At 40.3% G+C, this 23,735-nt stretch carries 17 protein-coding genes; 8 read left to right on the top strand and 9 right to left on the bottom strand.

Annotated features, from left to right (window positions below; translation table 11 throughout):
• The first annotated feature begins 100 nt into the window (after window positions 1–100).
• Together ilvD and glgB are read left to right on the top strand one after the other, a co-directional pair.
• The gene (gene ilvD / locus K217_RS0100940; RefSeq protein ID WP_029551267.1) at window positions 101–1,768 is read left to right on the top strand and encodes a dihydroxy-acid dehydratase; all 1,668 of its coding nucleotides are present in this window, start codon (window positions 101–103) and stop codon (window positions 1,766–1,768) included.
• Window positions 1,768–3,648, top strand: coding sequence for a 1,4-alpha-glucan branching protein GlgB (gene glgB / locus K217_RS0100935; RefSeq protein WP_029551266.1), 1,881 nt, complete (start codon window positions 1,768–1,770; stop codon window positions 3,646–3,648). Before ilvD ends, glgB begins: the two co-directional genes overlap by 1 nt.
• A 118-nt stretch (window positions 3,649–3,766) precedes the next feature.
• Here the strand turns inward: glgB and K217_RS07425 are convergent, their stop codons facing one another.
• Both K217_RS07425 and K217_RS0100925 read right to left on the bottom strand, forming a co-directional pair.
• The gene (locus K217_RS07425) at window positions 3,767–7,078 is read right to left on the bottom strand and encodes an Eco57I restriction-modification methylase domain-containing protein (RefSeq protein ID WP_038028055.1); all 3,312 of its coding nucleotides are present in this window, start codon (window positions 7,076–7,078) and stop codon (window positions 3,767–3,769) included.
• A complete protein-coding gene (locus tag K217_RS0100925) occupies window positions 7,075–10,368 on the bottom strand; it encodes a helicase-related protein (protein WP_029551264.1) in 3,294 nt (1,097 codons plus the stop codon). The genes K217_RS07425 and K217_RS0100925 overlap by 4 nt, the downstream gene beginning before the upstream one ends.
• 33 nt (window positions 10,369–10,401) lie before the next feature.
• Between K217_RS0100925 and K217_RS0100920 the strand changes: the two genes are divergently transcribed.
• From K217_RS0100920 to K217_RS0100910, 3 genes are read left to right on the top strand one after another with little or no spacing between them, the layout of a single operon-like run.
• Window positions 10,402–10,749, top strand: a complete 348-nt coding sequence (locus K217_RS0100920; protein WP_029551263.1) for a hypothetical protein — start codon at window positions 10,402–10,404, stop codon at window positions 10,747–10,749.
• A 1-nt stretch (window position 10,750) separates the two neighbouring features.
• Complete coding sequence (gene yajC / locus K217_RS0100915; RefSeq protein ID WP_029551262.1) at window positions 10,751–11,083, top strand: preprotein translocase subunit YajC; 333 nt, start codon at window positions 10,751–10,753, stop codon at window positions 11,081–11,083.
• Window positions 11,083–13,599 carry an AMP-binding protein gene (locus K217_RS0100910; protein WP_029551261.1) on the top strand — a complete coding sequence of 839 codons (2,517 nt, stop codon included), beginning with the start codon at window positions 11,083–11,085 and terminating at the stop codon, window positions 13,597–13,599. The genes yajC and K217_RS0100910 overlap by 1 nt, the downstream gene beginning before the upstream one ends.
• Here the strand turns inward: K217_RS0100910 and pyrH are convergent.
• Genes pyrH through K217_RS0100895 form a run of 3 tightly spaced genes read right to left on the bottom strand, consistent with a single transcriptional unit; the run spans window position 13,555 to window position 17,448 of the window.
• Window positions 13,555–14,268 (bottom strand): UMP kinase, encoded by a 714-nt coding sequence (pyrH, locus tag K217_RS0100905; protein ID WP_029551260.1) that lies wholly within the window; start codon window positions 14,266–14,268, stop codon window positions 13,555–13,557. The two genes, K217_RS0100910 and pyrH, sit on opposite strands and share 45 nt — an antisense overlap.
• A complete protein-coding gene (tsf, locus tag K217_RS0100900; protein ID WP_029551259.1) occupies window positions 14,268–15,131 on the bottom strand; it encodes a translation elongation factor Ts in 864 nt (287 codons plus the stop codon). The genes pyrH and tsf overlap by 1 nt, the downstream gene beginning before the upstream one ends.
• Before the next feature lie 22 nt (window positions 15,132–15,153).
• Window positions 15,154–17,448, bottom strand: coding sequence for a DNA gyrase/topoisomerase IV subunit A (locus tag K217_RS0100895; protein ID WP_029551258.1), 2,295 nt, complete (start codon window positions 17,446–17,448; stop codon window positions 15,154–15,156).
• Between the two features lie 27 nt (window positions 17,449–17,475).
• Between K217_RS0100895 and K217_RS0100890 the strand changes: the two genes are divergently transcribed.
• On the top strand, window positions 17,476–18,225 hold the full coding sequence (locus K217_RS0100890) for a prepilin peptidase (RefSeq protein ID WP_029551257.1): 750 nt from the start codon (window positions 17,476–17,478) through the stop codon (window positions 18,223–18,225).
• Here the strand turns inward: K217_RS0100890 and K217_RS0100885 are convergent.
• Together K217_RS0100885 and K217_RS0100880 are read right to left on the bottom strand one after the other, a co-directional pair.
• Window positions 18,140–19,057 (bottom strand): DUF86 domain-containing protein, encoded by a 918-nt coding sequence (locus K217_RS0100885; protein ID WP_052178006.1) that lies wholly within the window; start codon window positions 19,055–19,057, stop codon window positions 18,140–18,142. The genes K217_RS0100890 and K217_RS0100885 overlap by 86 nt on opposite strands.
• A 36-nt stretch (window positions 19,058–19,093) precedes the next feature.
• The gene (locus K217_RS0100880) at window positions 19,094–19,615 is read right to left on the bottom strand and encodes a 3'-5' exonuclease (protein ID WP_029551255.1); all 522 of its coding nucleotides are present in this window, start codon (window positions 19,613–19,615) and stop codon (window positions 19,094–19,096) included.
• A 174-nt stretch (window positions 19,616–19,789) separates the two neighbouring features.
• On the opposite strand from K217_RS0100880, the gene K217_RS0100870 reads away from it, so the two are divergent.
• Window positions 19,790–20,815: a P-loop NTPase gene (locus K217_RS0100870; protein WP_029551254.1), complete on the top strand. Its 1,026-nt coding sequence runs from the start codon at window positions 19,790–19,792 to the stop codon at window positions 20,813–20,815.
• Window positions 20,816–20,818: 3 nt separating this feature from the next.
• Entirely contained in the window at window positions 20,819–22,039 is a 1,221-nt protein-coding gene (locus K217_RS0100865) for a cysteine desulfurase family protein (protein ID WP_029551253.1), read from the top strand.
• Here the strand turns inward: K217_RS0100865 and kdsB are convergent.
• Window positions 22,023–22,730 carry a 3-deoxy-manno-octulosonate cytidylyltransferase gene (gene kdsB, locus K217_RS0100860; protein ID WP_029551252.1) on the bottom strand — a complete coding sequence of 236 codons (708 nt, stop codon included), beginning with the start codon at window positions 22,728–22,730 and terminating at the stop codon, window positions 22,023–22,025. The genes K217_RS0100865 and kdsB overlap by 17 nt on opposite strands.
• 12 nt (window positions 22,731–22,742) lie before the next feature.
• Window positions 22,743–23,723, bottom strand: a complete 981-nt coding sequence (locus K217_RS0100855; RefSeq protein WP_231476964.1) for an MraY family glycosyltransferase — start codon at window positions 23,721–23,723, stop codon at window positions 22,743–22,745.
• Between the last annotated feature and the right edge of the window lie 12 nt (window positions 23,724–23,735).

The raw sequence follows: 23,735 nt of genomic DNA, 5'->3' as shown, positions 1-23,735 counted from the left end.
GGTTAGTTCCCTTAGAGATTGGGGGGACGTCCCGATAAGGGATTTTCGAACAACCTCCCAACTTCTTGACACAATTGTTGCTTTGTTTATACTATCCTTTATGCTAAGAAGCGATGCTATAAAGAAAGGGGTAGAAAGGGCACCGCATAGGGCACTTTTGAGGGCCTGTGGGCTAACAGATGAAGACTTTGATAAACCACTTATAGGCATAGCCAACTCCTACATAGACATAATCCCAGGACATGTGCATCTTAGGGAGTTTGTGGAACCTATAAAAGAGGAGGTACGCAAAGCGGGTGGTGTGCCAATAGAGTTTAACGTCATAGGAGTGGATGATGGTATTGCAATGGGGCATTACGGTATGCACTACTCTTTGCCCTCAAGGGAACTCATAGCGGACTGTATAGAGACTGTAGTAGAAGCCCACCAGCTTGATGCACTAATTTGCATACCAAACTGCGATAAGATAGTGCCTGGTATGCTCATGGCTGCGGTCAGGTTAAACATTCCTACCATCTTCATAAGCGGTGGTCCCATGCTGGCGGGAGAGCTAAACGGAAAAAAGGTGGATCTGATAAGTGTTTTTGAAGGTATAGGACAGCTCAAGGCTGGAAAAATAAACGAGGGACAACTAAAACTCATAGAGCAGTCTGCCTGTCCCACCTGTGGCAGTTGTTCTGGGATGTTCACTGCCAACTCTATGAACTGTATTACAGAAGTTTTAGGTCTTGCTCTTCCGGGAAACGGCACCATACCGGCGGTGGATCCAAGAAGGGAGCTTTTGGCAAGAAAAGCAGCAAGAAGGATAATGGAGCTTTTGAAAGAAGACATAAGGCCCAGAGACATTCTTACCATAGAAGCCTTTGACAATGCCTTTGCGGTAGATATTGCCATGGGTGGTTCTACCAACACAGTTTTGCACCTTTTGGCAATAGCCAACGAAGCAGGGATAGATTACGACCTAAACAGGATAAACGAGATCTCAAAGAGAACGCCAACCCTTTGTAAGATCTCACCCTCATCTCATTATCACATTCAGGACTTGGACAGTGTGGGAGGCATACCGACGATCCTTAAAGAGATGATAAGGGGTGGATACCTGCCCTATCCGGACAAGCTTACAGTTAGCGGAAAGACCTTAAGGGAAATAGCAGATTCTGCTCCAGATGCGGATGGCGAAGTGGTAAGAAGGATAGAGAATCCCTACTCAAAGGATGGAGGCTTGGCGGTTTTGTTTGGCAACCTTGCTCCAGAGGGTAGCGTGGTGAAAACTGCGGGCGTAGATGAAAAGATGCTCGTTTTTAAGGGTAAAGCCATATGCTTTGACTCAGAAGAGGAAGCGGTAGAAGGTATTATGTCTGGTAAAGTTCAACCGGGACATGTGGTAGTTATAAGGTATGAAGGTCCGAAGGGTGGTCCGGGTATGAGGGAGATGCTCTCTCCCACATCCGCCATCATGGGTATGGGCTTGGGAGACAAAGTCGCTTTGATCACAGACGGAAGGTTTTCCGGTGGAACGAGGGGAGCATGTGTGGGACATATCTCACCAGAGGCTGCCGCAGGAGGTCCCATAGGCATAGTCCAAGACGGAGACGAGATACTTATAGACATACCAAACAGAAGGATTGAGCTTTTGATATCGGAGGAAGAGTTTAAAAGAAGGATGGAAAGCTTCAAACCAAAGGAGAAAGAAATAAAAAGTAGGTGGTTAAGAAGATACGTAAAGTTTGTCCAAAGCGCTTCTAAGGGAGCAGTCCTTTTGGCTTAATGGAGTTTTACTCACCTATAACGGATTATGATGTTTATCTGTTTAAAGAAGGCACGCACACGAGGCTTTACAGAAAGCTTGGCGCCCACCTTGTGGAAGGGGGATGCCATTTTGCTGTTTGGGCTCCAAACGCTAAGGAAGTATTTGTTTTCGGAGACTTTAACGACTGGAACAAGTTTTCCCATCCGTTGACAAAAAGAAAGGACCCTTCTGGCATATGGGAAACCTTTGTTCCCGGTGTTTGGAAGGGTTGCAAGTATAAATACTTTGTGGTTGGTGCAGATGGTGTGGGAAGAGAAAAGTCAGACCCTTTTGCCTTCTTTTGCGAACAGCCACCGGGTAATGCGTCCATAGTTTGGGACCTGAGCTATCATTGGCAAGATGAAGCTTGGATGAGGGAAAGGGGAAAACGCATTGATTATCATGCTCCTGTGAGCATCTACGAGGTGCATTTAGGCTCTTGGAGGAGGGTGCCAGAGGATCAAAACAGGTTCCTTCAATACCGAGAAATGGCCGATTGGCTTGGAAAGTATGTGGAAGAAATGGGATTTACTCATGTGGAGTTTTTGCCTGTGATGGAACATCCCTTTTATGGTTCTTGGGGATATCAGATTACCAACTACTTTGCTCCCACCTCAAGGTATGGCACACCCCAGGACTTTATGTATCTTATAGATAGCCTGCACCAAAGGGGCATAGGGGTGATCTTAGATTGGGTCCCTTCCCACTTTCCCACAGACGAACACGGACTTGCATACTTTGACGGCACCCATCTTTATGAATACGAAGACTGGAGAAAAAGGTGGCACCCAGACTGGAACAGCTTTGTCTTTGATTATGGCAAGCCAGAAGTCAGGTCTTTCCTTTTGAGCTCTGCTCACTTTTGGATAGATGTTTATCATGCAGATGGGCTAAGAGTAGATGCGGTTGCGTCTATGCTTTACTTGGACTATTCCCGATCTGAGTGGGTCCCAAACATCTACGGCGGTAAAGAAAACTTGGAAGCCATAGAGTTTTTGAGAAAACTCAACGAAACCCTTTACGGGGACTTTCCAGACATTCACACCATAGCGGAGGAATCTACTGCCTGGCCTATGGTAAGCAGACCCACTTACGTAGGGGGACTTGGCTTTGGCTACAAGTGGAACATGGGATGGATGAACGATATTCTCTTTTACTTTTCAAAGGATCCGATCTATAGAAAATACCATCATGATAAGCTAACCTTTAGCGTATGGTATGCCTTTTACGAAAACTTTATCCTTCCACTTTCTCATGACGAAGTGGTGCATGGCAAAGGCTCTTTGCTTAACAAAATGCCAAAAGACGATTGGCAAAAGTTTGCCAACTTAAGACTTTTGCTCTCTTATATGTATGCTTTCCCTGGGAAGAAGCTTCTGTTTATGGGCGGAGAGTTTGGACAGTGGAAGGAGTGGGACCACAACAACAGCTTGGACTGGCATCTTTTGGAGTATGCACCCCATCAAGGAATCCAAAGGCTTGTAAAGGATCTAAATCACATATACCGCAGAGAAAAGGCTTTGCATGAGCTGGACTGCGACCCTCAAGGCTTTGAATGGGTAGATTTTTCAGACTACGAGCAAAGTATAATAAGCTTTTTGAGAAAATCAAAGGATGGCGAGACTATTTTGGTAGTTTGCAACTTTACCCCAGTGCCAAGGTATAACTATCGGGTTGGAGTGCCAAAGAAAGGAGCATGGATAGAGATCTTCAACTCAGATTCTGAGCTTTACGGTGGTGCAAACATAGGAAACATGGGAAGGGCAAAAGCTGAAGCTGTGCCTTTTCACGGAAGACCATACTCTTTAAGCTTAACCTTACCACCTTTAGGTGCGGTGTTTTTGAAGTGTTTTGGATGATAAACTCATTTGGAAATGAACATGCTTGCTCCATTCTTTTGTAAAATTCTCAACTAAGGCTTCTTCAAATGGGGGTTGGGCATACTTCCTTTTCATAGACTGTATTTTAATTCTTCAGCTAAGAGCTTTCTATTATTTTTATCTCTTCCTCTGTTAAATCGTAAAGCTTATAAACAAGCTGGTCTATTTGCTTTTCTAAATGGCTTGTGTCTTCGTCTGGGTTTTGTTTTTTGATGGAGAGGATTTGATCAACCAAGCTTTCCAAGGTCTTAATTATTTCAAAATTTTTAAAGTTCACTTTCTTTACGGGTAATTTCCCTATGTAATACTCATCAAAATGCATTGTTCTTATGGCACGGTTGTATACAAACCAGTAATAAAACCACTCTGCTAATCTTGAGTTCAAAATCCCCAAAATATAATTGTAGCTGTAAGTTGAAATATCGTATATAAACGTATTCATAACAGTATCTAGGGTTAAATAACCTATATTGTCAAAGGTAGCTATTATTATTATCCTATCAAAAGGTTTCATAGCATGAGCAACTATATTTTGCGAAATTATCTTTTGCTTTCTGAGAAGATTTAATTTCTTCTTATTCTGTTCGTCCATTTTAGGTATGGAAATCTTTTTTATATCTCCGTATATGGTGAATTTTCCAATATTGTCACCTCTTATAACTTCTATATCACCATCAGGCGTAATGTATTTTTGAAATGGTAAACCTCTACACGTGTAAGAAATTTGGTTTAGTAAAACAGTATCTTTAATAATTTTATTGTAAATCGCAAATTTTAATTCGTCTATATAGACAGGTATTATCCCCAACTTTTTTATCAAATTCGTATTTGATAATGTTATGTAATTAACACTATCTCCCCAATAATCTCCAGTTTTGAAAAAGTAATCTTCATTGATTTTTTCTTTTTTACATATCACGATAACTTGTTCGAGTTTAACATTTTCAAAAGCCTTACTTACATCAATTACTGAAAGTAATCTATTGTGAAAGACAGAAAAAACTCTTGGTTTTTCCCAGCTTTTTACATAAGTAAATGACTTAGGAATTATAAAGGATAAAACTCCAAGTTCTTTTAATAGATGAAAACCTTGTTCTATAAATAATGACGCTGAGTTTTTTCTCGTTTCATAAAATTTAAATTTGCCTAAAATTCTCATTTTGTAATCTTCAATTCTTGCACCGTGAGGCGGATTCCCTATCACAATATCAAACCCATCCGTTACCCCAAACATCCACTCAGGGTCAAACCAATCAGAAGATGCATTTTGGTCGTATGGATCAAACTTTGCTATCTTCTCAGCGGTTTCAGCCGGAAGCTTAGCCTTTTCTAATTTTTCCTTTAGTTTTTCCCTTAGCTCCTTATCCTTTTTTTGAAGCTCAAGCTTTTGCTTTCTTGTCTTTGCATTAAAATACCTGTGGCGCACTCTTTTTATCTGTTCTTCAAGATCTTTAATTTCTTGAGTGCGCCAAATATGATTGTTCCTTTCCAGCCCTATAAGCGTATTCGCAGCCACAAAGTTTGTCTCAAGATTTGGAAGTGGTCTTATGCCAAAGTTTTCCTTAGACTTATCCACCTTTTGGTCAATCAAAAGAGATATAAAAAACCTTAGCTTGCTTATTTGCACCGCAATAGGTTGAATATCCACACCATAAATGCAGTTTTCTATCAAATAAAGCTTTCTTGCATAATCTGGATAATTTAAGCTTTCATCAAAAGACTCGTTTATCTCTTTCAATATCTCTTCTCTTTCTGACTTATCCAGTTCCAGTTTTTTAAACGCTTCTTCTGATTCTTTAATTGCCCTTTGATACTGTGTTTCATACCAAAGTTCATTGTTCGGGTCTATCTTTTGGAGAATATGCACAAGCTTGTGAAGAATTCCCATAGGAAAGGCACCGCTACCGCAGGCAGGGTCCAATACCTTCAATCTGTCTATTAGCTCTATGATTTCATGCCTTTGGTCTTCGGTTAGCTCTGGCGCATCCTCTGTGTAAGAAAGGAGTTTTTCTATTTGTTCTTCCGTTAGCTTTGAGTGGGTTTTGAAGTATTCTTTCAAACTTTCGTCTACCATATAATCTACAATTTCCCTTGGTGTGTAATAGCTTCCTGTTGCCTTTCTTGCAGTTTCTGCAGTTTCTGGAACATAAGCGGCAAGTAAGTTTTCAAAAACCTTACCGAGCATTTCCGGGTCAAGGGCTATTTCTTGGTCTATAGGCGTTGCTTCATCTACGGTGAAGTTATAGCTTTTAAGAATTTCAATCAGACCTCTTACAGGCTCCCTTTTACCAAGCCCGTATTTAGAAAGATCTACCCTTTCTTCCTTTTCTTGGAAGAAAAGATAGTCTGGCACCTTTGCCTGCTTTTCTGGGTTTCTTGAAAAGCCATCAACATAGATTACCCTTCCATTTTCGTCTTCTTTGTCAAGACAGTCAAAAAGCCCACCGTTTATAAATGGTATTTGACCGAAAAGCTCTAAAACTTCCTCTTCAGAAATCAAAAACTTATCCTTGTATCTCAAAAGCGTTTTTACTCCATACTCATTTCTGTTTGCAAAAAATCCGTCATCCTTTGCAAACCTACGATCTTCTATCTTCTGATTTAGCACTGCAAAGAAAAGATTTTGAAGTATGGCGTTGTAGTAGTTGTTTCCCTTGCCAAAGTCTTTTACCATCCTTTTTAATTTTTCTTTATCAAACAAATCCTCTGGAACAAGTCCTTTCTCTTTGAGAAACCACACGAACATTAGCCTTGTTATAAGTCTTATTAGGTTTGTCGCTATCCTTATTTCCTCGTCCTTTTGTGGGTCTTCGCTGTGCTTGTAATCTTCTGGAAACCACACCTTGTCCATAGCCCAAAAATACCAGTTTTGGATCTCTTTGTAGAATTCCTTTGTAACAGGAGACACAGAAAAGGCGGATTTTACACTTTTAAGGGACGAAAAGTCCGCATTTCCCACTTGGTCAATAAAGGTCTTGTTCGTTAAATGGGGGCTAACGTAGTAAGTGTATCTTTTGTAAGGACTATACTCTGCCTTTGTGCCGTAAGATTCTTTGAAAACTAAGGAAAAGCGAAAGGGCTTTTTTTCGTCTGTATAAAATACAAAAATCCCTGCGGACAAGCTCTCTGCTTTAAGCACGTCCTTAGCTATCTGAAACTGTCTTTTCTTACTGCTTCGTTCTGTAATGTCTTGATTTAGTTTTATGGCATAAATGCTAAAACTCCTTGTATCTTCAAGGTCCTTAGTAGCAACAAGCTTAATAGATTCTACGATTTCTCCATTACTACCGCTTAGCTCAATAAAAGTTTCTCTATCTTTTACAGTAAAACCTTTATGAAAGAAAAAATCTCTAAGTTTTTCAAGGGAAAAATCAAAGGCAAGATTTTTAGCTAACTCTTTCCCGCTCATAAACCTATGTTTTCAATAGCTATTATAACATCCCTTTCTTCTTCCTTTAGACGGGCTTTAACCTTTTCCAAAAAGTTTTCTCCAAGCTCTTCTTTTAATTCCTTTATTCTTTTCTTGAGTTCCTCTGGCTTTTTTAAAAGTCTTTCCCAACTAACTATTTCCTGAAGCACATACTCAGAAAGAGTCTGATACTCTACTAAGTCTTCCATAAGTGCGTTCAAAAACTTTGCATCCTCTTTTAGCTCTTCCCTTTTTAAGAGAGTGGATATCATGTTTTGTGCCTTTACTTCCAAGCTGTTTTCGTTCTTTGGTTTTTTAGCAGGACCAAAATTTGAGCTTTCAATGATCTGTTGGTAATGCTCCCAAAACTCTTCCGATAGTTCTTCTCTTTTATCTTTTGGGTTTGCTTTTATTTTTTCGTAGATCTCTTCAAAGCTAACTTCTACAGGTTTCTTTTCACTATAGTCCTTGTATCCAACAAACAGATTTTTACCCTTCCTTATGAAAACCATCAACTCATTCTTATCTCCCTTTTTTGCAACCTTTACCCTATTTGGCACATTTTCAAGCTCATTCTTTATCCAAGGATGTTTTTCAAGTAAATCCTCGTATTCCTTTTTTACCTTTGAGAAAAAGCTTTCCTCTTCCTCTTGATATGTGTTCAGTCTTCGGTAGAGTTCGGATGGCTTTGGTTCTTCATCAGGAGAAAATATTTTGGCATCTTCCCCCAAAACATGGTGAATCATAAACATCTTAGTCTCTGCAATTTCTCTTGATTTGACTATGTCTGCCCCCCTTTCAGTAGGAAAGAAGTTGATAATTCTTATTTCGTCGTAGAGCTTTTTGCCTATGCGGTTGATCCTTCCAACCCTTTGGATTACTCTAACAGGGTTCCAAGGAATGTCGTAGTTTATTACTACACCTGCCCTGTTTAGGTTTATACCTTCCGAAAGCTTGTCAGTTGTTACGAGAATACAGTATTGGTCTTCCTGCTCTTTGTATTGGGCATCAAAATTTTTAAGAATTTTCTCGTAAGTTTCCTTTCCTATGTTTCCTATTGCAGAAAGGACCTTGCCTTGAAATTCCCTTTCAAGGACTTCTTTTAAATATTTGGCAGTATCTATGTATTCAGTAAAGATTACCACTTTCATGTTTTCTTTCAAAAGTTCTTTTATGCCTACCACAAGTCTATTTACCTTCGGGTCTTCTTTTAAAAGATTTAGTTTTTCCATTTTCTGCTTTAGGTCTTCAAAAAGCTTTATATCCTCCTCTATGTGTTCCAAAAACTCTTTTTTCAATTTGTTAACATTGTATATCTTGTGATACTTTTTGTTGATTTCACCGCTTTCAAGCCTTTTTTTGTATTCTTCCAATTTTTTTTCTATCTCCTTATCGTCTTCTTCTACTAATCCTTCCATTAGCTTTCTGTCTAAGATAAACATTCCTGTTTTTTTGGCAAACTGCAGGGCTTTTTGATGGATTTCTATAAAGTTATCCAAACTTTGATAAAAGGCTTTGAAACTGCTCTCAAAACGCTTTACCAAAAGCCTTCTCATAAAGTCATACAGGTTCCTTTGATAAACATATAAGAAGTTCTCTTCCTCGTTTCCCAAAGCTTCTTCTTCTGGTATATAACCTTTTTCTTTTTCATACTTTATGGGAATGTATATGGCTCCGTGGAACCTTCCACCTTCTTCTGGTTCATAAAAGGCTTGTATTACTTCATCGTAAAATTCAAGCTGTTCTTTGCTTAGTTCAAAAAACCACTCCTCAGGATTCTTTACTTCTGGTATTTCCACCTTATCTTTGTAATACTTTAGGTCCAAGCGGTTTCTTCTGATGGTTACCTTTTCAATGACTGCCTTTATTTTTTGTGAAAGCTCCTTTGCACGCCTTTCCACCTCCGAGAGGTCTATTTCTTTTCCCCCAAAAAGCTCTTTGTAATACCTTTTCGCCCTATCTCTTTTGTCTTGGTCAGCAGAGTTGTAGTAGTTTCTGATGTAAGCAAGTTTTCTGAATTCGTTGTCGTATTTGTTAAACTTGCTTACGAGGTCTCCATCTAAGGTAAGCGTTGATTTTTTGGGAATGGTAAAGAGCTTTAAAAGGGCAAAGATGTCTGCTGGTTTGTTGTTAAAAGGTGTAGCGGTAAGGAGTATAACTGTTTTCCCTCTACAGATTTCGCTAAGATGGTAATAGCTCTCTGTTTTTTGGTTTCTAAAGCGGTGTGCTTCGTCTACGATTACCACTTCTATTCTGTGAGTGTCAGAAAACTTTTTAGCCTCTTCAAGCTTTCCCAAAGAAAAAACTTCCCAACCGTAAAGTTCAAAGTCCTCCAAATATTTTTTCCATCCAGAAGTTTTTGCATCATCCCCCACCAAATGGGGAGGACACACAACAATTCCTCTCTTGCCCAAGGCTTTAGCAGTGAGGCATGCAATGACGGTTTTCCCAAGTCCAACCACATCCGCCAGTATTACTCCTCCGTGATCTTCACAACAGGCAACCGCTTGTGCAACCGCAGAAAGCTGATAATCGTAAGGTTTATATCCCCTTCTTTTCATTAACTCCTCTAACTCAACCAAAGGAAGTTTTTCTTGGTGCAGTTCTAAGTAATTCTTCAAAAGATATGCGTAGGCTATAAAGGGTGTGATCTCTTTGAAAAATGTCCTATTTCTGAAAATGTTTATTATGTCGTCTTTAGAAATTTCTACCGCCGTATTCCACCTTTCGTCAAAGTATTTTTCCGCATCTTCAAAACCATAATCCTTTATTTCTACGTTAAACTCTTCTTGGCTTTTTAGTCCAGCTTTGGTTAGATTAGAACTGCCGGTGATAAAGGCATTACGCAAAAGCTCATGATCCAATTTGAAAAGATACAACTTTGCATGATTTGGTTTTATGGTTTTTCTTATGACCAACTTTCTATCCTTTAAAAGCTTCAAGAAAAACTTTACCTGCTCGTAGATCTCTTTTTTATCCAATTCCTCCGAAGTGAAAGCCCTTTCTATGGACTTTAAAAAGCTTTCCTTTATCTCTTCCACGTTTCTTTGTTCTTTTTCCACTTCATAAAGTCCATAAACAGTCTTATCCACGCCCAAACCTACAAGGACCTTAATAAAATCTTCTTTTATTTCTTCCTCTTTTTCCTTTAGTGCTTCGTAAAGGACATTAATACCCGAAAAGTAAAAAAAGCCCACAAGAAACTTCAATTCTTTGCTGTGTTTTATAAGAGTTTTTAACCTGTCTTCTAAGGTTTTCTCTTCTGCATTGGTAATAAAGTTTTGGCCCATAACAGCCTCCAACAATATGATAAAATAAAAACCATGAGCATAAGACATCAAACAAGACTTTACATAGAGGAGCTTTTTAGCAAGATAAGGCAGGAGTCGGGAAAATATCCTGTATATAATCTCTACCTTCCAAAAGATTGTGAAGATCCTGAAGAAATAAACATCGTAGATATGCAGGTAAATTTTTCAGACGAAGAAAGTATAAAAAAATACTTAGACCGCACCACAAGGGAAACCCTTGAGGCTGAAGTGAAGGGTCTAAAGCTTGTGGGGATAGTTCTGGAAAAGGAAGGAAGTTATATTTTCTCCTCAAAAGAAGACCTAAGCGACAGTTTTAAAAAAAGTGTTATAGAAAAAATAGAAAGCATAAAGGAGGAGTAGTATGATAGAGTTTGCCTTTGCTCAGAATGGGTCTCCCCATGGTTCAAGCCCTTGGTCTGCACTACTTTTTCAGCTATTTTTCTTTCTCTTCCTGTTTGCCTTGTTTTACTTTCTTTTGATAAGACCACAGCAAAAAGCAAGAAAAAAACATCAGGAGTTTCTCTCTAAGCTAAAGAAAGGGGATAGGGTAGTAACCTCTTCGGGAATAATAGGAACGGTGGTGGAAATTGGGGATAACACAGTTTCTTTAAAGGTTGATGCAAACACACGAATTACGTTTCTGAAAGAATACATAAGCGGGTATCACAAAGAAAAAGAAGAAGAAAAATCTTAATGCAGATAGATTTAGAGAACAAGCTTGTTGTCCCAATACCAAAGGATTTTAAAAAAACCGCTCTTATATACAAAGAAAAAGAAATTTCCTACTCTGAATTAATAGAAAATACAAAAGAGTATGCCAATTATATGGACATTCTACCGGGTGATAGAGTGGTTATCTTTGCAGAGAACAGGCCCGAGTGGATATATGCCCTTTATGCCATTTGGCAGAGGGGTGGGATAGGGGTTCCAATAGACTATATGTCTTCCAAAAAGGACCTTGAATACATACTAAGGGAGACCACTCCTAGTGTGGTGGTGTGTTCCGAAAAAACAGAAGAACACCTAAGGGAAGCTCTACTTTCTTTAAACTTAAACACTACGGTAATAAACTTAGACAGAGTCATACCACCAAAGCCCATTGAACATGTTATGCGCAGACACTTTCACGACACAGCGCTAATCCTTTACACCTCCGGCACCACCGGAGAGCCAAAAGGTGTAATGCTAAGTTTTAAAAACATCGTTTCGAACATCCTCGGCGTAGAGCGTCTTAGGGTAGCTTCAAAGGAAGACAGCACCTTGGCACTCCTTCCCTTCCACCATTCTTATCCTTTAGTGGTCTCTATGCTTTTGCCCATATACTTGGGTGCTACTATAGTCTTTTTAGAAAAGCTAAGCTCAGAGGCACTGTTGGAAACCTTGCAAAAGCATCCTATCAGCATACTAATAGGGGTACCAAGGCTGTATCAACTTTTACACCAAAGGATTAAAGAAAAAATAGAACAAAACGCTTTGGCTAAAGTCCTACTTAAAGTTAGTCCAGTTTTGGGAAGAAGGCTAAGAAAGTTGGTTTTCAAAAAGGTCCATCAGACTTTTGGTGGAAAGCTAAAGTATATGGTAAGCGGTGGTGCAAAGCTTCCCTTAGAAACTGCCAAGTTCTTTGACAGCTTGGGTTTCTTAGTCCTTGAAGGATACGGTCTGACGGAAACCTCCCCCATAGTTAGTTTTAATCCTCCAAACAAAATAAAGCTTGGCTCAGTAGGTTTGCCTATAGAAGGAGTTCAGGTTAAGGTAGACCTAGACGGTGAAATTATGGTAAGGGGTGCAAACGTTATGCAGGGTTACTATAAAAAGGAGGAGGAAACGAAAAAAGTCTTCAAACAAGGTTGGCTTCTTACCGGAGACTTAGGATACATAGACCATGAAGGTTATTTATACATAACAGGAAGGAAAAAAGAGATTATAGTCTTGTCTGGGGGTAAAAACGTAAACCCAGAGGAGTTGGAACTGCTAATATCCAAAAGAAGTCCGGTTGTTAAGGAAGTTTGCGTTTTAGAGGTAGATGGAAGCCTTCATGCGCTGATCTATCCCGACTTTGAAAAGGCAAAGGAAATGAAAATACTAAACCTTGAGGAATACATAAAGTGGGAGGTGGTGGATAAGGTCAATAGAGAGCTTCCGGATTGGAAAAGGATAAAGGGGTTTAAACTGACTTCTGAGGAATTGCCCAAAACCCGTCTTGGAAAGCTAAGAAGGTTTATGATCCCAGAAATATACAGAAACTTGGAAAAGATAGAAAAGAAAAAGGAAGAATCAACGGTAGTTTTAGAAGAAGAAGGAAAGGTCATAGCAAGATTTCTTTCTAAACTTTCTGGAAAAGAAGTAAAGGGTTTTGAACACATAGAGCTTGACCTTGGCTTGGACTCTTTGGCAAAGGTAGAACTTTTAGCCTTCTTAGAATCAAGCTTTGGCGTTTTCTTAAGGGAAGAAGATCTCTCTCTTCATCCCACTGTAAAAGAGCTTGAAAATCTTGTAAAGGAAAAAAGGCAGAAGTTTGAACCCCAAGAGATAAGTTGGGAAAAAATAATAAGGTCCGCAAGTCCTTACATTCCTTATCACAACCACACTGTGTTTAATTTGGGTCTTTTTTTGCTGAAACTTTGCTTCAAACTTTACAACAGGTTAGAAGTTTATGGATTGGAAAACCTGCCTGAACCACCCTTTATAATCGCTCCAAACCACGCAAGTTATTTGGATGGTTTTGTATTGGCAAGTGCCCTACCTCACTCTATTGCAAGTAAAACCTACTTTTTGGGAGCGGAAGAGTACTTTAGAAATCCAATAAGCTCAACTTTTGGAAAGTTAGCACATGTGGTGCCAATAGACCTTCAGAAAAAGGTTAAAGAGTCTGTGGAAAAGACCGCATGGCTTTTGAGGACGCAGAAGGTGGTGGTGATCTTTCCGGAAGGTGCAAGGACAAGAGACGGAAGACTCCTTCCTTTTAAAAAGGGCTTTGCTATTCTAAGCAGTGTGTTAAACGTTCCGATTGTTCCAACCGCAATAGTCGGCACCTATCAGTCTATGTCCATAAGAGACAGATTTCCAAAACCTACAAAGATAAAAGTGGTCTTTGGAAAGCCGGTTTATCCAAAAGGTAAAAGCTTGGAGGATATAGTGCAAGAGGTAAGGGCACAAGTGGAAAGCTTACTTGATCAAAGAACCGACCTTTTCACCCATAACAGCCCTTAAGAGGTTGCCGGGTTTGTTAATGTTTAGCACAAGGATGGGCAGTTTGTTTTCCATACACAATGTTAAAGCGGTGTGATCCATGATCCTTAGTCCCATGTTTATAGCGTCAAGGTAGGATATTTGGTCTATGAACTTTGCCTGCGGATTTTTTAGAGGATCATCCGTGTATATACCATCAACCTTTGTCGCCTTTATGAAAAGTTGAGCAGAGATCTCCACTGCCCTCAGTGCTCCCGCGGTGTCTGTAGAAAAGAAGGGATTGCCTGTGCCTGCGGCAAAGATAACTACCCTACCTTTTTCTAAGTGCCTTATTGCCCTTCTTCTGATGTAAGGTTCTGCAACCTGTCTTATCTCCAAGGCTGACAGGACCCTGGTGTGTATGCCACCGAGCTTTTCCAGAGCGGACTGAAGGGCCAAAGCGTTTATGACTGTAGCAAGCATTCCCATATAGTCTCCCGTAGCCCTGTCTATTCCTATTTCTAAACCTCTTATGCCTCTAAATATGTTCCCCCCTCCTATGACTATAGCTATCTGAACGCCCACCTTTACTAAACTGCCTATTTCCGCTGTGATGTATTCCAAAAACTTTGGGTCTATACCGTAGCTCTGACTGCCCGCAAAAGCTTCTCCAGATAGCTTCAAAAGAATTCTCTTATAAACAAGATCCATCAGGCAGAACCCACTTCAAACCTGACGAACCTTACCACCTCAAAGTTTAGACCTGTTTGTGAAATATACTGCTTTACTGTTTTTTTCTCATCCTTTATGAAAGGCTGTTCAAGAAGGACTTTTTCTTGGTAGAACTTTTTGAGCTTACCTTCTACAATCTTCTCTATTATGTTCTCAGGCTTTCCCTCCTGGCGCGTTTGCTCTGTTAGTATTCTTCTTTCCCTTTCCAATAACTCTGCAGGAATAGATTCTACGTTGACAAATTCAGGCTTCATTGCTGCAATCTGAAGCACCATATCCTGCGCAAGCCTTAAAACATCGTCCGAAAGACTATCCGCTTTATACTCCATCAGGACACCCACTCTGCCCATTCCATGCACATAAGCGTGCACGTATCCTTCTGCATCAAACCTTACCCACCTGCTCAACCTTATGTTTTCCCCTATCCTTGCTATGGCTGACTTTACAACCTCTTCCAGCTTTTGTGAAGGATCTGCAAAGAAAGTTTGCTGGCTAATATCTTCGAAGGTTCCCGAACCGTTGGCATTCTCAGGAAGGCTTGCTATGTGCTTTGCTAAGTTAAGAGCTAACTCTATAAAATGTTCGTTCTTTGCGACAAAGTCTGTTTCGCAGTTTAGCTCCAGTATCACACCCTTTTTTCTGTCCTCAGACACAAAGGTTTGTATTATGCCTTCCTTCGTTTCCCTTCCTGCCTTTTTTTCAGCTTTGGCAAGGCCTCTGATCCGCAGGATCTCCTTAGCCTTTTCTATATCGCCCTGGGCCTCTTCCAAAGCTTTTTTACAATCCAACATACCTGCGCCTGTCATTTCTCTAAGCTGTTTTACCAACTCTGCACTTATCATCCTTTCCTCCTCAAAAGATTTATTATAAACGCTTCTTTATAACGATTTTAACTAAGCGGTCCCCTTTCATACTCCACCTTTCCCTAACCACACCCTTTGGAATTTCCTCAGCCTTTATCCTGTCGTAAAACACAGAACCTTCAGCTGTAGCCAACATCAGCTCAAGCTCTTCATCTTTCCTAATGGGTATAACATCCACAAGTTTTTCCCTCCTTAAAGCTAAAACCTCCACACCTTTTCCAGCTCTACTTCTGATGGGCACACTGTTTGCATCAATCTTTTCTATTTTACCTTTGTCTGTGATTAAAAGCAAAAACTCCTCGTCCTTTGCAACCCTCAAGCCCACCACTTCATCACCCTTTTCAAGCTTTATGCCAACCATCCCTTTAGAGCCCACAGTGGCGGGTGATACTTCCGAGATTGGAAACCTCAACACCCTTCCTTCCTTGGTGAAAAGAATAATATGCCCCTCTTCTGGAGATTGGATAAGTCTTATGATTTGCCCTTGATCTTCGGTTAGCTTTATGATGCTTATTCCCTGAGCTTTATATTCAAAATCTACCAAAGGTATTTTCTTTATGTATCCTTTATTGGTAGCAAGAAGGAGCCTGTCCATAGCCTGGGATCTTACAAAGGCACCCACTATTTTTTCTTCTGGCTCTTTGAAAGATACCCTGCTGCCCTGTAAAGCCTGAACCCCTGCTATCCAGTAGACTCTACCCCGGTTAGACACCATAAATAGTCCATCGTCAAAGGGCACTTCCAACACATTTACCACTTCCCCACTCTCTATGTTTTCCAAAGGCATAACCCTTCCATCTGAGAATATTACTACCGTTATACTACCCGTCTTAGAGTCCTGATCTAAACCCTCAACAAAGGTCTTTCTGACCGATGGAAAAGATTCGGCCAATTTGGAAGTTTCTTCAATGAAAAGTTTTAACCGTTCCCCTTCGTCTTCCACAAGCCTTCTGTAATAGGCTATCTTTTCTTTGAGTTCTTTTTCTTCTTCTTCCAATTTACTTCTTTCCAAGGAGGTGAGCCTTTGAAGCTTCAAGTCCAGCACTGCGTTAGCCTGCGTCTCAGTTAGCGAATATTTTCTCATAAGCCTTTCCTTAGCTTCCGCAATGTCCTTAGAAGTCTTTATATCCTGAATGATTTCGTCCAAATTAGAAAGAGCAATTATCAAACCATTAACTACGTGAAGTCTCTCCTCAGCCTTTTTTAGGTAGTACTTAGACCTTCTGTATATTACTTCTAACCTGTGGCGTATAAATTCCTGAAGTAGGACCTTTATACCTACCTGCTTTGGTTCTCCATCTATCAGCACCACAAAGTTTATAGGAAAGTTTCTTCTAAGCTGGGTGTATTTGTAAAGCTTTTCTAAAACATCAGAACCTTTTGCTTCTCTTTTGAGCTCAACCACAATCCTTAACCCTTCCTTGTCCGACTCGTCCCTTATGTCCGATATTTCCTTTAGCTTTCCTTCCTTTACTAGTTCCGCCATTCTCTTTATTAACTCCGATTTATTTACCTGATAGGGTATTTCTGTTATGACTATCTGTTCCCTTCCGCCGGAGACCTTTTCCACGTGCGCCTTTGCCCTTATTCTGACCTGCCCCCTTCCCTTTTTGTAAAACTCTACAAGCTCTTTGTAGTTTTCAATTACTCCTCCCGTAGGAAAATCTGGACCTTTGAGATGTTTCATTATTTCCTCTGTTTCTACGTCTGGATTTTGGGCTAAAAGGATAAGGGCTTTGGCTACTTCCCTTAGGTTATGGGGTGGTATGGATGTTGCAAGACCTACTGCTATACCTGAGGTTCCGTTGCAAAGAAGGTTCGGAAACTTAGAAGGTAAGACCTGAGGTTCTGATGTAGAGCCGTCAAAGTTTGGCACAAAATCCACCGTATCCTTGTCTATGTCCTCAAGCATCAAAAGGGCATACTTGGATAGTTTGGCTTCCGTGTATCTCATTGCGGCGGGCGGATCACCGTCAATGGAACCAAAGTTTCCCTGTCCTATTACAAGTGGATAGTTCATAACAAAGTCCTGAGCCATTCTCACAAGAGCTTCGTAAACTGCCTGATCACCATGAGGATGAAAGTATCCTAAGACTGTGCCAACTATTCTTGCACTTTTTACAAAGCCTTTATCAGGCAAAAGCCCCATTTCGTACATAGCATACAGTATGCGCCTTTGAACGGGCTTTAGCCCATCCCTAACGTCCGGTATTGCCCTCCCCACAATAACAGACATTGCGTAGTCTATGTAAGACTGTTTTACCTCTTCTTCTATTGGGACCTCTACGATCTCCATGTCTTGTAATAATTTTAAAATAAAGTTGTGGTTTATCTTCTTCTTTTTGTGCTTGGTGCGGTGTTTGGAAGTTTTTACAACGTTTTGATATACCGAATCCCAAAGGGTATGTCCATAGCCTATCCGCCTTCCCACTGTCCAAACTGCAAAGTTCCCATAAAGTGGTATGACAACATTCCAATAGTTTCCTACCTTATGCTGAAAGGCAGATGTAGAAACTGTAAAAGTAAAATACCTCTGAGATATCCGCTTGTTGAGATGGCAAGTGGGCTTTTGGCAGTGATATGCTTCTACAAGTGGGGCTTTAGCTTGTCTGCCTTGGTTTTTTACATCTTTTTCTCCACCCTCTTGGTCCTTAGCATGATAGACTGGGATACTTTTAGCTTGCCTGAGCCAATCATACTTGGCGGTATTCTCTTTGGTTTTACAACTTCCGTTTTTAGGTCGGACTTTAGTCTATTTGAAAGTTTTGTGGGAGCAATGTCTGGCGCTTTACCTTTTTTACTTATTTACCTATACTACACTAAGATAAGAAAGATGGAAGGTTTGGGTTTTGGAGATGTGGAGCTTATGGCTTTTATAGGTTCTGTAGCAGGCATTTGGGGAGTGATAGGGGCGGTTTTTCTTGGCAGTATTATTGGGCTAACCTATGCCATTCCTACGATATTAAAAAACAAAAACATAAACTTTGCTATTCCTTTTTGTCCTTTTCTTTCTCTTGGTTGTTTCTTAGCGGTGATTTTTGACTTGAAGAAACTTTTTCTAATAGGTTTTTGAGAGAAACAGCAATCTCTTTCATCAACGGTTCAAACCAATCCTTTGTTTCTCTTAAATTTTCATAAAGCTCCTCTTGTGGTATATCCCACGTGCTTATTAGTTTATTTTTAAGCTTTATCATCTTGATAATTCTATCTTTGTGCTCCTCCGAGACTATTCCGTGCTCTACCATTTTTAAGAGGCAATCGTCTCCAAACTTTTTTATTCCAAACTTTGGTGCTAAATGTTTGCATATGTCAAACAAAGAATCGTAAGCTACTTGATAAAAATACTTTACTCTATCGTAATACATAGGCTTGCTTTTGAACTCTTCTAAATCTACCGAAAGAACGAAGTTTATTTTGTCTACGGAATCTTTCACGTGTTTTGCTTTTTGTCTTAGAAGGTCAAAGTCTATCAAAAGAACATTCCCGGTAGTTTTTTTTATGTGTTCCACCACCGCCTTTGCATATTCCTTAAATACATGGATATTTTGTTCTAAAAAGTGATATAGCTCTTCTGGATCTACTGTTTTTTTTGGGTCTCTGTATTCAATGTAGAAGTTGGTAAGATCCTGAAGGTTTTTTAAATCTTTAAAACCTATGTGCTCGCCCAACTTTACCAAACAGTCTTTTGACGTAGTCCTTAGACCATAAACCACAGATAAGTGTCTGCAAGGTCTCATAGAACTTTCAAAAGCCAAGTTAAAATCCACCCTTGCCTTATCCCAAACAAGCTTGTTCTTTACAAATTCTTCTTTGCCCATCGATACAAGCTTTTTCAAGTCCGCATAAGCCTTTTCTAAATTGTGAAAACTTTCCAAGATCAAACTTATTTTTACCTTTTTCTCCATAGCTTAGTTATCGCTGAAGATTTAAAATCTATAACACTACACTTTTATGGGCAACTCTCCTACCTCAAGGTCCTCATACTTTTTTACAAGCTTTAAAAAAGCTAAAGATGTTATGTAGGCATCTTCCAAAGCATCGTGAAAGTTTGAAAGGGGCAAGTTCAAGCTTTTGGAAAGCTCCTCTAAGGTAGGTATTTTATCCCTAATCTCCAAAAGATCTACCAAATCAATGTAGTAGGGACGGAAAACTCCTCCGCACGATTCCCTAATTAAACTCCTCATCACCCACACGTCTATTTCCGTAAAATAGCCCACGAGCACGCAGTCCCAGGAGAATTTAATAAACTCTTTACAGGCTTTTTCCGGTTCTATGCCTTCTTTTAGTTCGTCAGGCAATATGCCATGCACCTTTATGCTTTCTAAGTCTTGCATGAAGTTTTTAACTTTAAAGCTTATGTGATCAGAAAGTTTTAGCTTTAGTCCCTCCAAACGAAAGGCACCCAAGCTTAAAATCTTTGCAGTTTTGAAATCAGAGTGAGACATTTCTGTATCAAAAACCACAAAACATTGATCCTTTACCTTTTTTTTTTAAATCCAAATCCCAGTTGAACTTCTCAAAAGCTTCCTTGTATATCTTCTTATAAAACCAACGCTTAAGTTTAATCAAATTCATTGAGAAAGCTCATAGTTGGTGGTTTTAAATAAATTATATTCATTTATACGCGGAGGTGTAGTATGGCAGTAAAGGAGATAATGGAAGCCTTGGCAAGGCAGTCGGTGGAAAACAAAAAACTCTCCGAGTTGGTAAAGGATATAAGGCTTGTGGGTGATAAGCTTGAACTGATTTTTGTATTGCCTAACAAAAGCTTGGAAAGTGAGATAAGGGACAAAGCTATGACCGTTCTTAAAGAGGTGGAGGGTGTGGAGAACTTTGAAATAAAATTTGCTCCAATGGGACAGCCTGTCCAAAGTCCCGGTTTTCATAAAACCAGACTTTCTGGTATCAAACACCTAATAGTGGTCGGCAGTGGTAAAGGTGGGGTGGGCAAATCTACTGTAGCGGTAAACATTGCCCTTGCCTTGTCCAAGCTTGGATACAGAGTTGGTCTTTTGGACGGAGACATCTACGGTCCAAGCATACCAACCATGCTGGGCTTAAAAAATCAAAGGGTGGAGGTGGATAAATTTAACCGAATTATACCTGCAGAAGCCTTTGGAATGAAGGTAATGTCCGTAGGCTTTTTGCTCCCATCGGAGGATACACCGCTCATATGGCGCGGTCCTATGCTAATGAAAGCTTTAACTCAGTTTCTTTTTGATGTAAAGTGGGGTAGTTTGGACTTTTTGGTTTTGGACCTACCACCGGGCACAGGAGATGTTCAATTGACCCTTGCTCAAACGGTGGAAATTGACGGCGCAATAGTGGTTACCACCCCCCAAGACGTAGCCCTTGCGGATGTAAAAAAGGCGGTGGTTATGTTCAAAGAGGTGGGTATTCCGGTGCTTGGTGTGGTGGAAAACATGGCATACTTTGTCTGTCCAGAGTCTGGCAATAAATACTACATATTTGGTAAAGGAAGGGTTTCAAACTTTGCCCTTGCTTATGGACTTAAAATATTGGGCTCTGTGCCTATAGAGCCTGCAATCTCAGAAACTTCCGATAGTGGAGTGCCCATAGTAGAAAGCTCTCCAGATTCTCAATCTGCTAAAGCGTTTTTGAACATAGCCAAGATTATTGCAGAAGAACTTGAAAGGAGGTAAGCAATGTTTATAAAAAAGCTTGGCAAGAGAGTTGTTTATTTGGATCACATAGCGACCACGCCAGTAGCACAAGAGGTGCTGGAGGCTATGCTTCCCTATTTTAGGGAACACTTTGGTAATCCTACATCTTTACACAGTTTTGGTCAGATAGCGAAAAAAGCTATAAACGAAGCAAGAGAAAAATTGGCTTCTTTGATAGGTGCCAACTCTCCGGATGAGATCATATTCACATCGGGCGGTATAGAGGCTAACAACCTTGCTATAAAAGGTATAGCTAAGGCTTACGAAAAAAGAGGAAGACACATTGTTTCTACCGAAATAGAACATCACTCCATACTTCATCCTCTCAAAAGCTTGGAAAAGGAAGGGTGGGAAGTAACATACCTAAAGCCAGACAAGTATGGGCTTATACACAAAGACCAACTTGCCGAGGCAATCAGAAGCGACACAGTTTTGGTAAGCATAGGCCATTCAAACAGAGAAATAGGAACGATACAGAATATTAAGGAATTAGTAGAAGCTGCAAAGGAAAAGAATCCAAGGGTGATCTTCCATACAGACGCCTGTCCTACCTTAGGGCACTACCCCGTTAATCTTCAAGAGTGGGGTGTGGATTGTGCATCCTTTACAGCCCATCTGATGTATGGACCAAAAGGGGTGGGTGCCTTATGGACCAGAAAGGGTGTGAAGATCCGACCTCTCATTGAAGGTGGAACGCAGGAAAGGGGAGTCAGAGCTGGAACAGAAAATGTGCCGGGCATAGTGGGTTTTGGTGCGGCGGCAGAGCTTGCCCAAAAGGAATTAGAGGACAGAATGACAAGGCTTTCCTATTACAGAGACAAACTTAAAAAAGCCATAGAGGAAAAACTTGACTACATAGAATTTACTGGACATCCTACCCAAAGGCTTCCTCATCACCTTTCTTTGATTGTCCATCTTATAGAAGGAGAAGCTATGCTTTTGAGGCTTGACCTTATGGGTGTGGAAACTGCCTCTGGGTCCGCTTGTGTGTCTTTAGCTTTAAAACAATCCCACGTGCTTTTTGCCATAGGAGTTCCCAAGGAAGTGGCAAACGGTTCTTTGGTCTTTAGCTTTGGAAGAGACAACACGGAAGAGGATGTGGATTATGTGGCGGAAGAATTTCCAAAGACCGTAAAACTGCTAAGAGAGCTATCTCCTTTCAATCCGGAGAACTGGGAGCAGTATATTAAGAGTAAAAAGTGAGCTTTTGGGCTACAAGCTTTAGGTCCTCTTCTGTATCAACGCCGTGATAGTAATTTGAGCTGAGAAGGACTTTTATCTTTACCCCTTTCTCTAAGAGTCTCAGTTGTTCTAAGGACTCAAGCCTTTCTAAGGTTGATGGTTCCCATCTGACAAAGTCCATAAGAACATCTCTTCTGAAGGCATAGATGCCTACGTGCTTTAGAGGATAGAATGAAAGGTGTTTTTTCATGTAAGGTATAGGACTTCTGGAAAAGTATAGAGCATTTTGGTTTTCGTCCAGGACTACCTTTACGCAGGAAGGGTTGTCGTATGCGGTGGGGTCATGTATGGCAAGGGTAGCAACAGGATACTCATCCAAAGCACAAAAAAGCCTTTCTACGTCCTCTTTATAAACAAAGGGTTCATCACCTTGATAGTTTATCACGTAATCTGCCTCTACGTATTTTAGGGCGTAAGCTGTCCTGTCGCTTCCAGAAGGAAGGTCAGAAGGAGTGAATATTATTCTGATGGGTAAGTCTTGAACCACCTCAGCTATCCTTTCACTGTCTGTAGCAAGGACCACCTCCTCCCCAGTTTTCAAACACCCTTCCGCCACCCACCTTACAAGAGGTTTGCCATTTATTAGCTGTAAAGGCTTTTCCTTAAGTCTCGTAGACCCCAACCTTGACGGTATTACTATAATTCGCTTCATCCGTATATAACCCTACATTTTAAGCCTAAATCTAACTATCCTCCAATAAAACCAAAGGTAGAAAAAACAAAAGGCTAAGAAGGATAAGACCAAAGGTATAGTGTTTCTCCAAAAGAGAAGAGCAGGTATAGACGCCATTATCTGAAAACTCCAAAGGTAGGGAGAGGTCAAAGAGTTTCTTATTACCGGATGGGTTCTTTTGTATTTTCTTCTTATGATCCTTTTGTAGATTAACGTATGCAGATGTATGGCATCAGGTTCAAAGGGACTGCCCCCTCTTAAAAACTTTCTTCTGTAAATGGAAAAAACTGTTTCAAAGACTGGATAAGCCAAAAGCATGAGCACAAACCATGGGGAAACTTCAGGATGTTTATTTACCAAAAGCACGCCTTCCAAACCTGCCAAAAAGCCTATAAAGTAACTTCCACCATCTCCTAAGAAGATCTTACCAAAAGGAAAGTTCAAAAGTAGAAAACCAAAAATAGCGGAAGCCATGATTAAACTCAGATAAAGCAAAAGCTCATCCTGCAGAACAAAACTTACATAAGCGTATGAGAGGAATATAATCATTGATACACCACCAGCCAAGCCGTTAAAGCCGTCTATTATGTTCATGGCATTAGCCATACCAGCCAAGGCAAAGGCGGTAAAAAAAAGAGAAAACATCTCAGAGTTTTTAAGAAGCTCGTCAAGGATGGGTACGTCTATTCTTTTTAATCCTGCGGAGAGAAAGACCACGACCAAAATCCCAGAAACAAAGGCGGATAGTAATCTAATTTTGGGACTTACTTTTTTAGTGATGTCTTCCGCAAAACCCGCTAAAAAGACAGGTAAAGACACAGCAAAAAGGGTTAAAAATTCTTTTCCAAAAGGTTTTCCGAGGATGGTTGAAAATAAGCCAGAGACCACACAGGCAGAAAAGACAGCCAACCCACCTATCCTTGGAGTTGGATTTTGATGAAATTTTTGAACTCCCTCACTTGTATCTACCAAAGGTTTATGTTT

The sequence above is a fragment of the Thermocrinis jamiesonii genome, from assembly GCF_000702425.1.
Taxonomy (GTDB): Bacteria; Aquificota; Aquificia; order Aquificales; family Aquificaceae; genus Thermocrinis; species Thermocrinis jamiesonii.
This window is presented reverse-complemented; position numbering and strand designations above follow the sequence as displayed.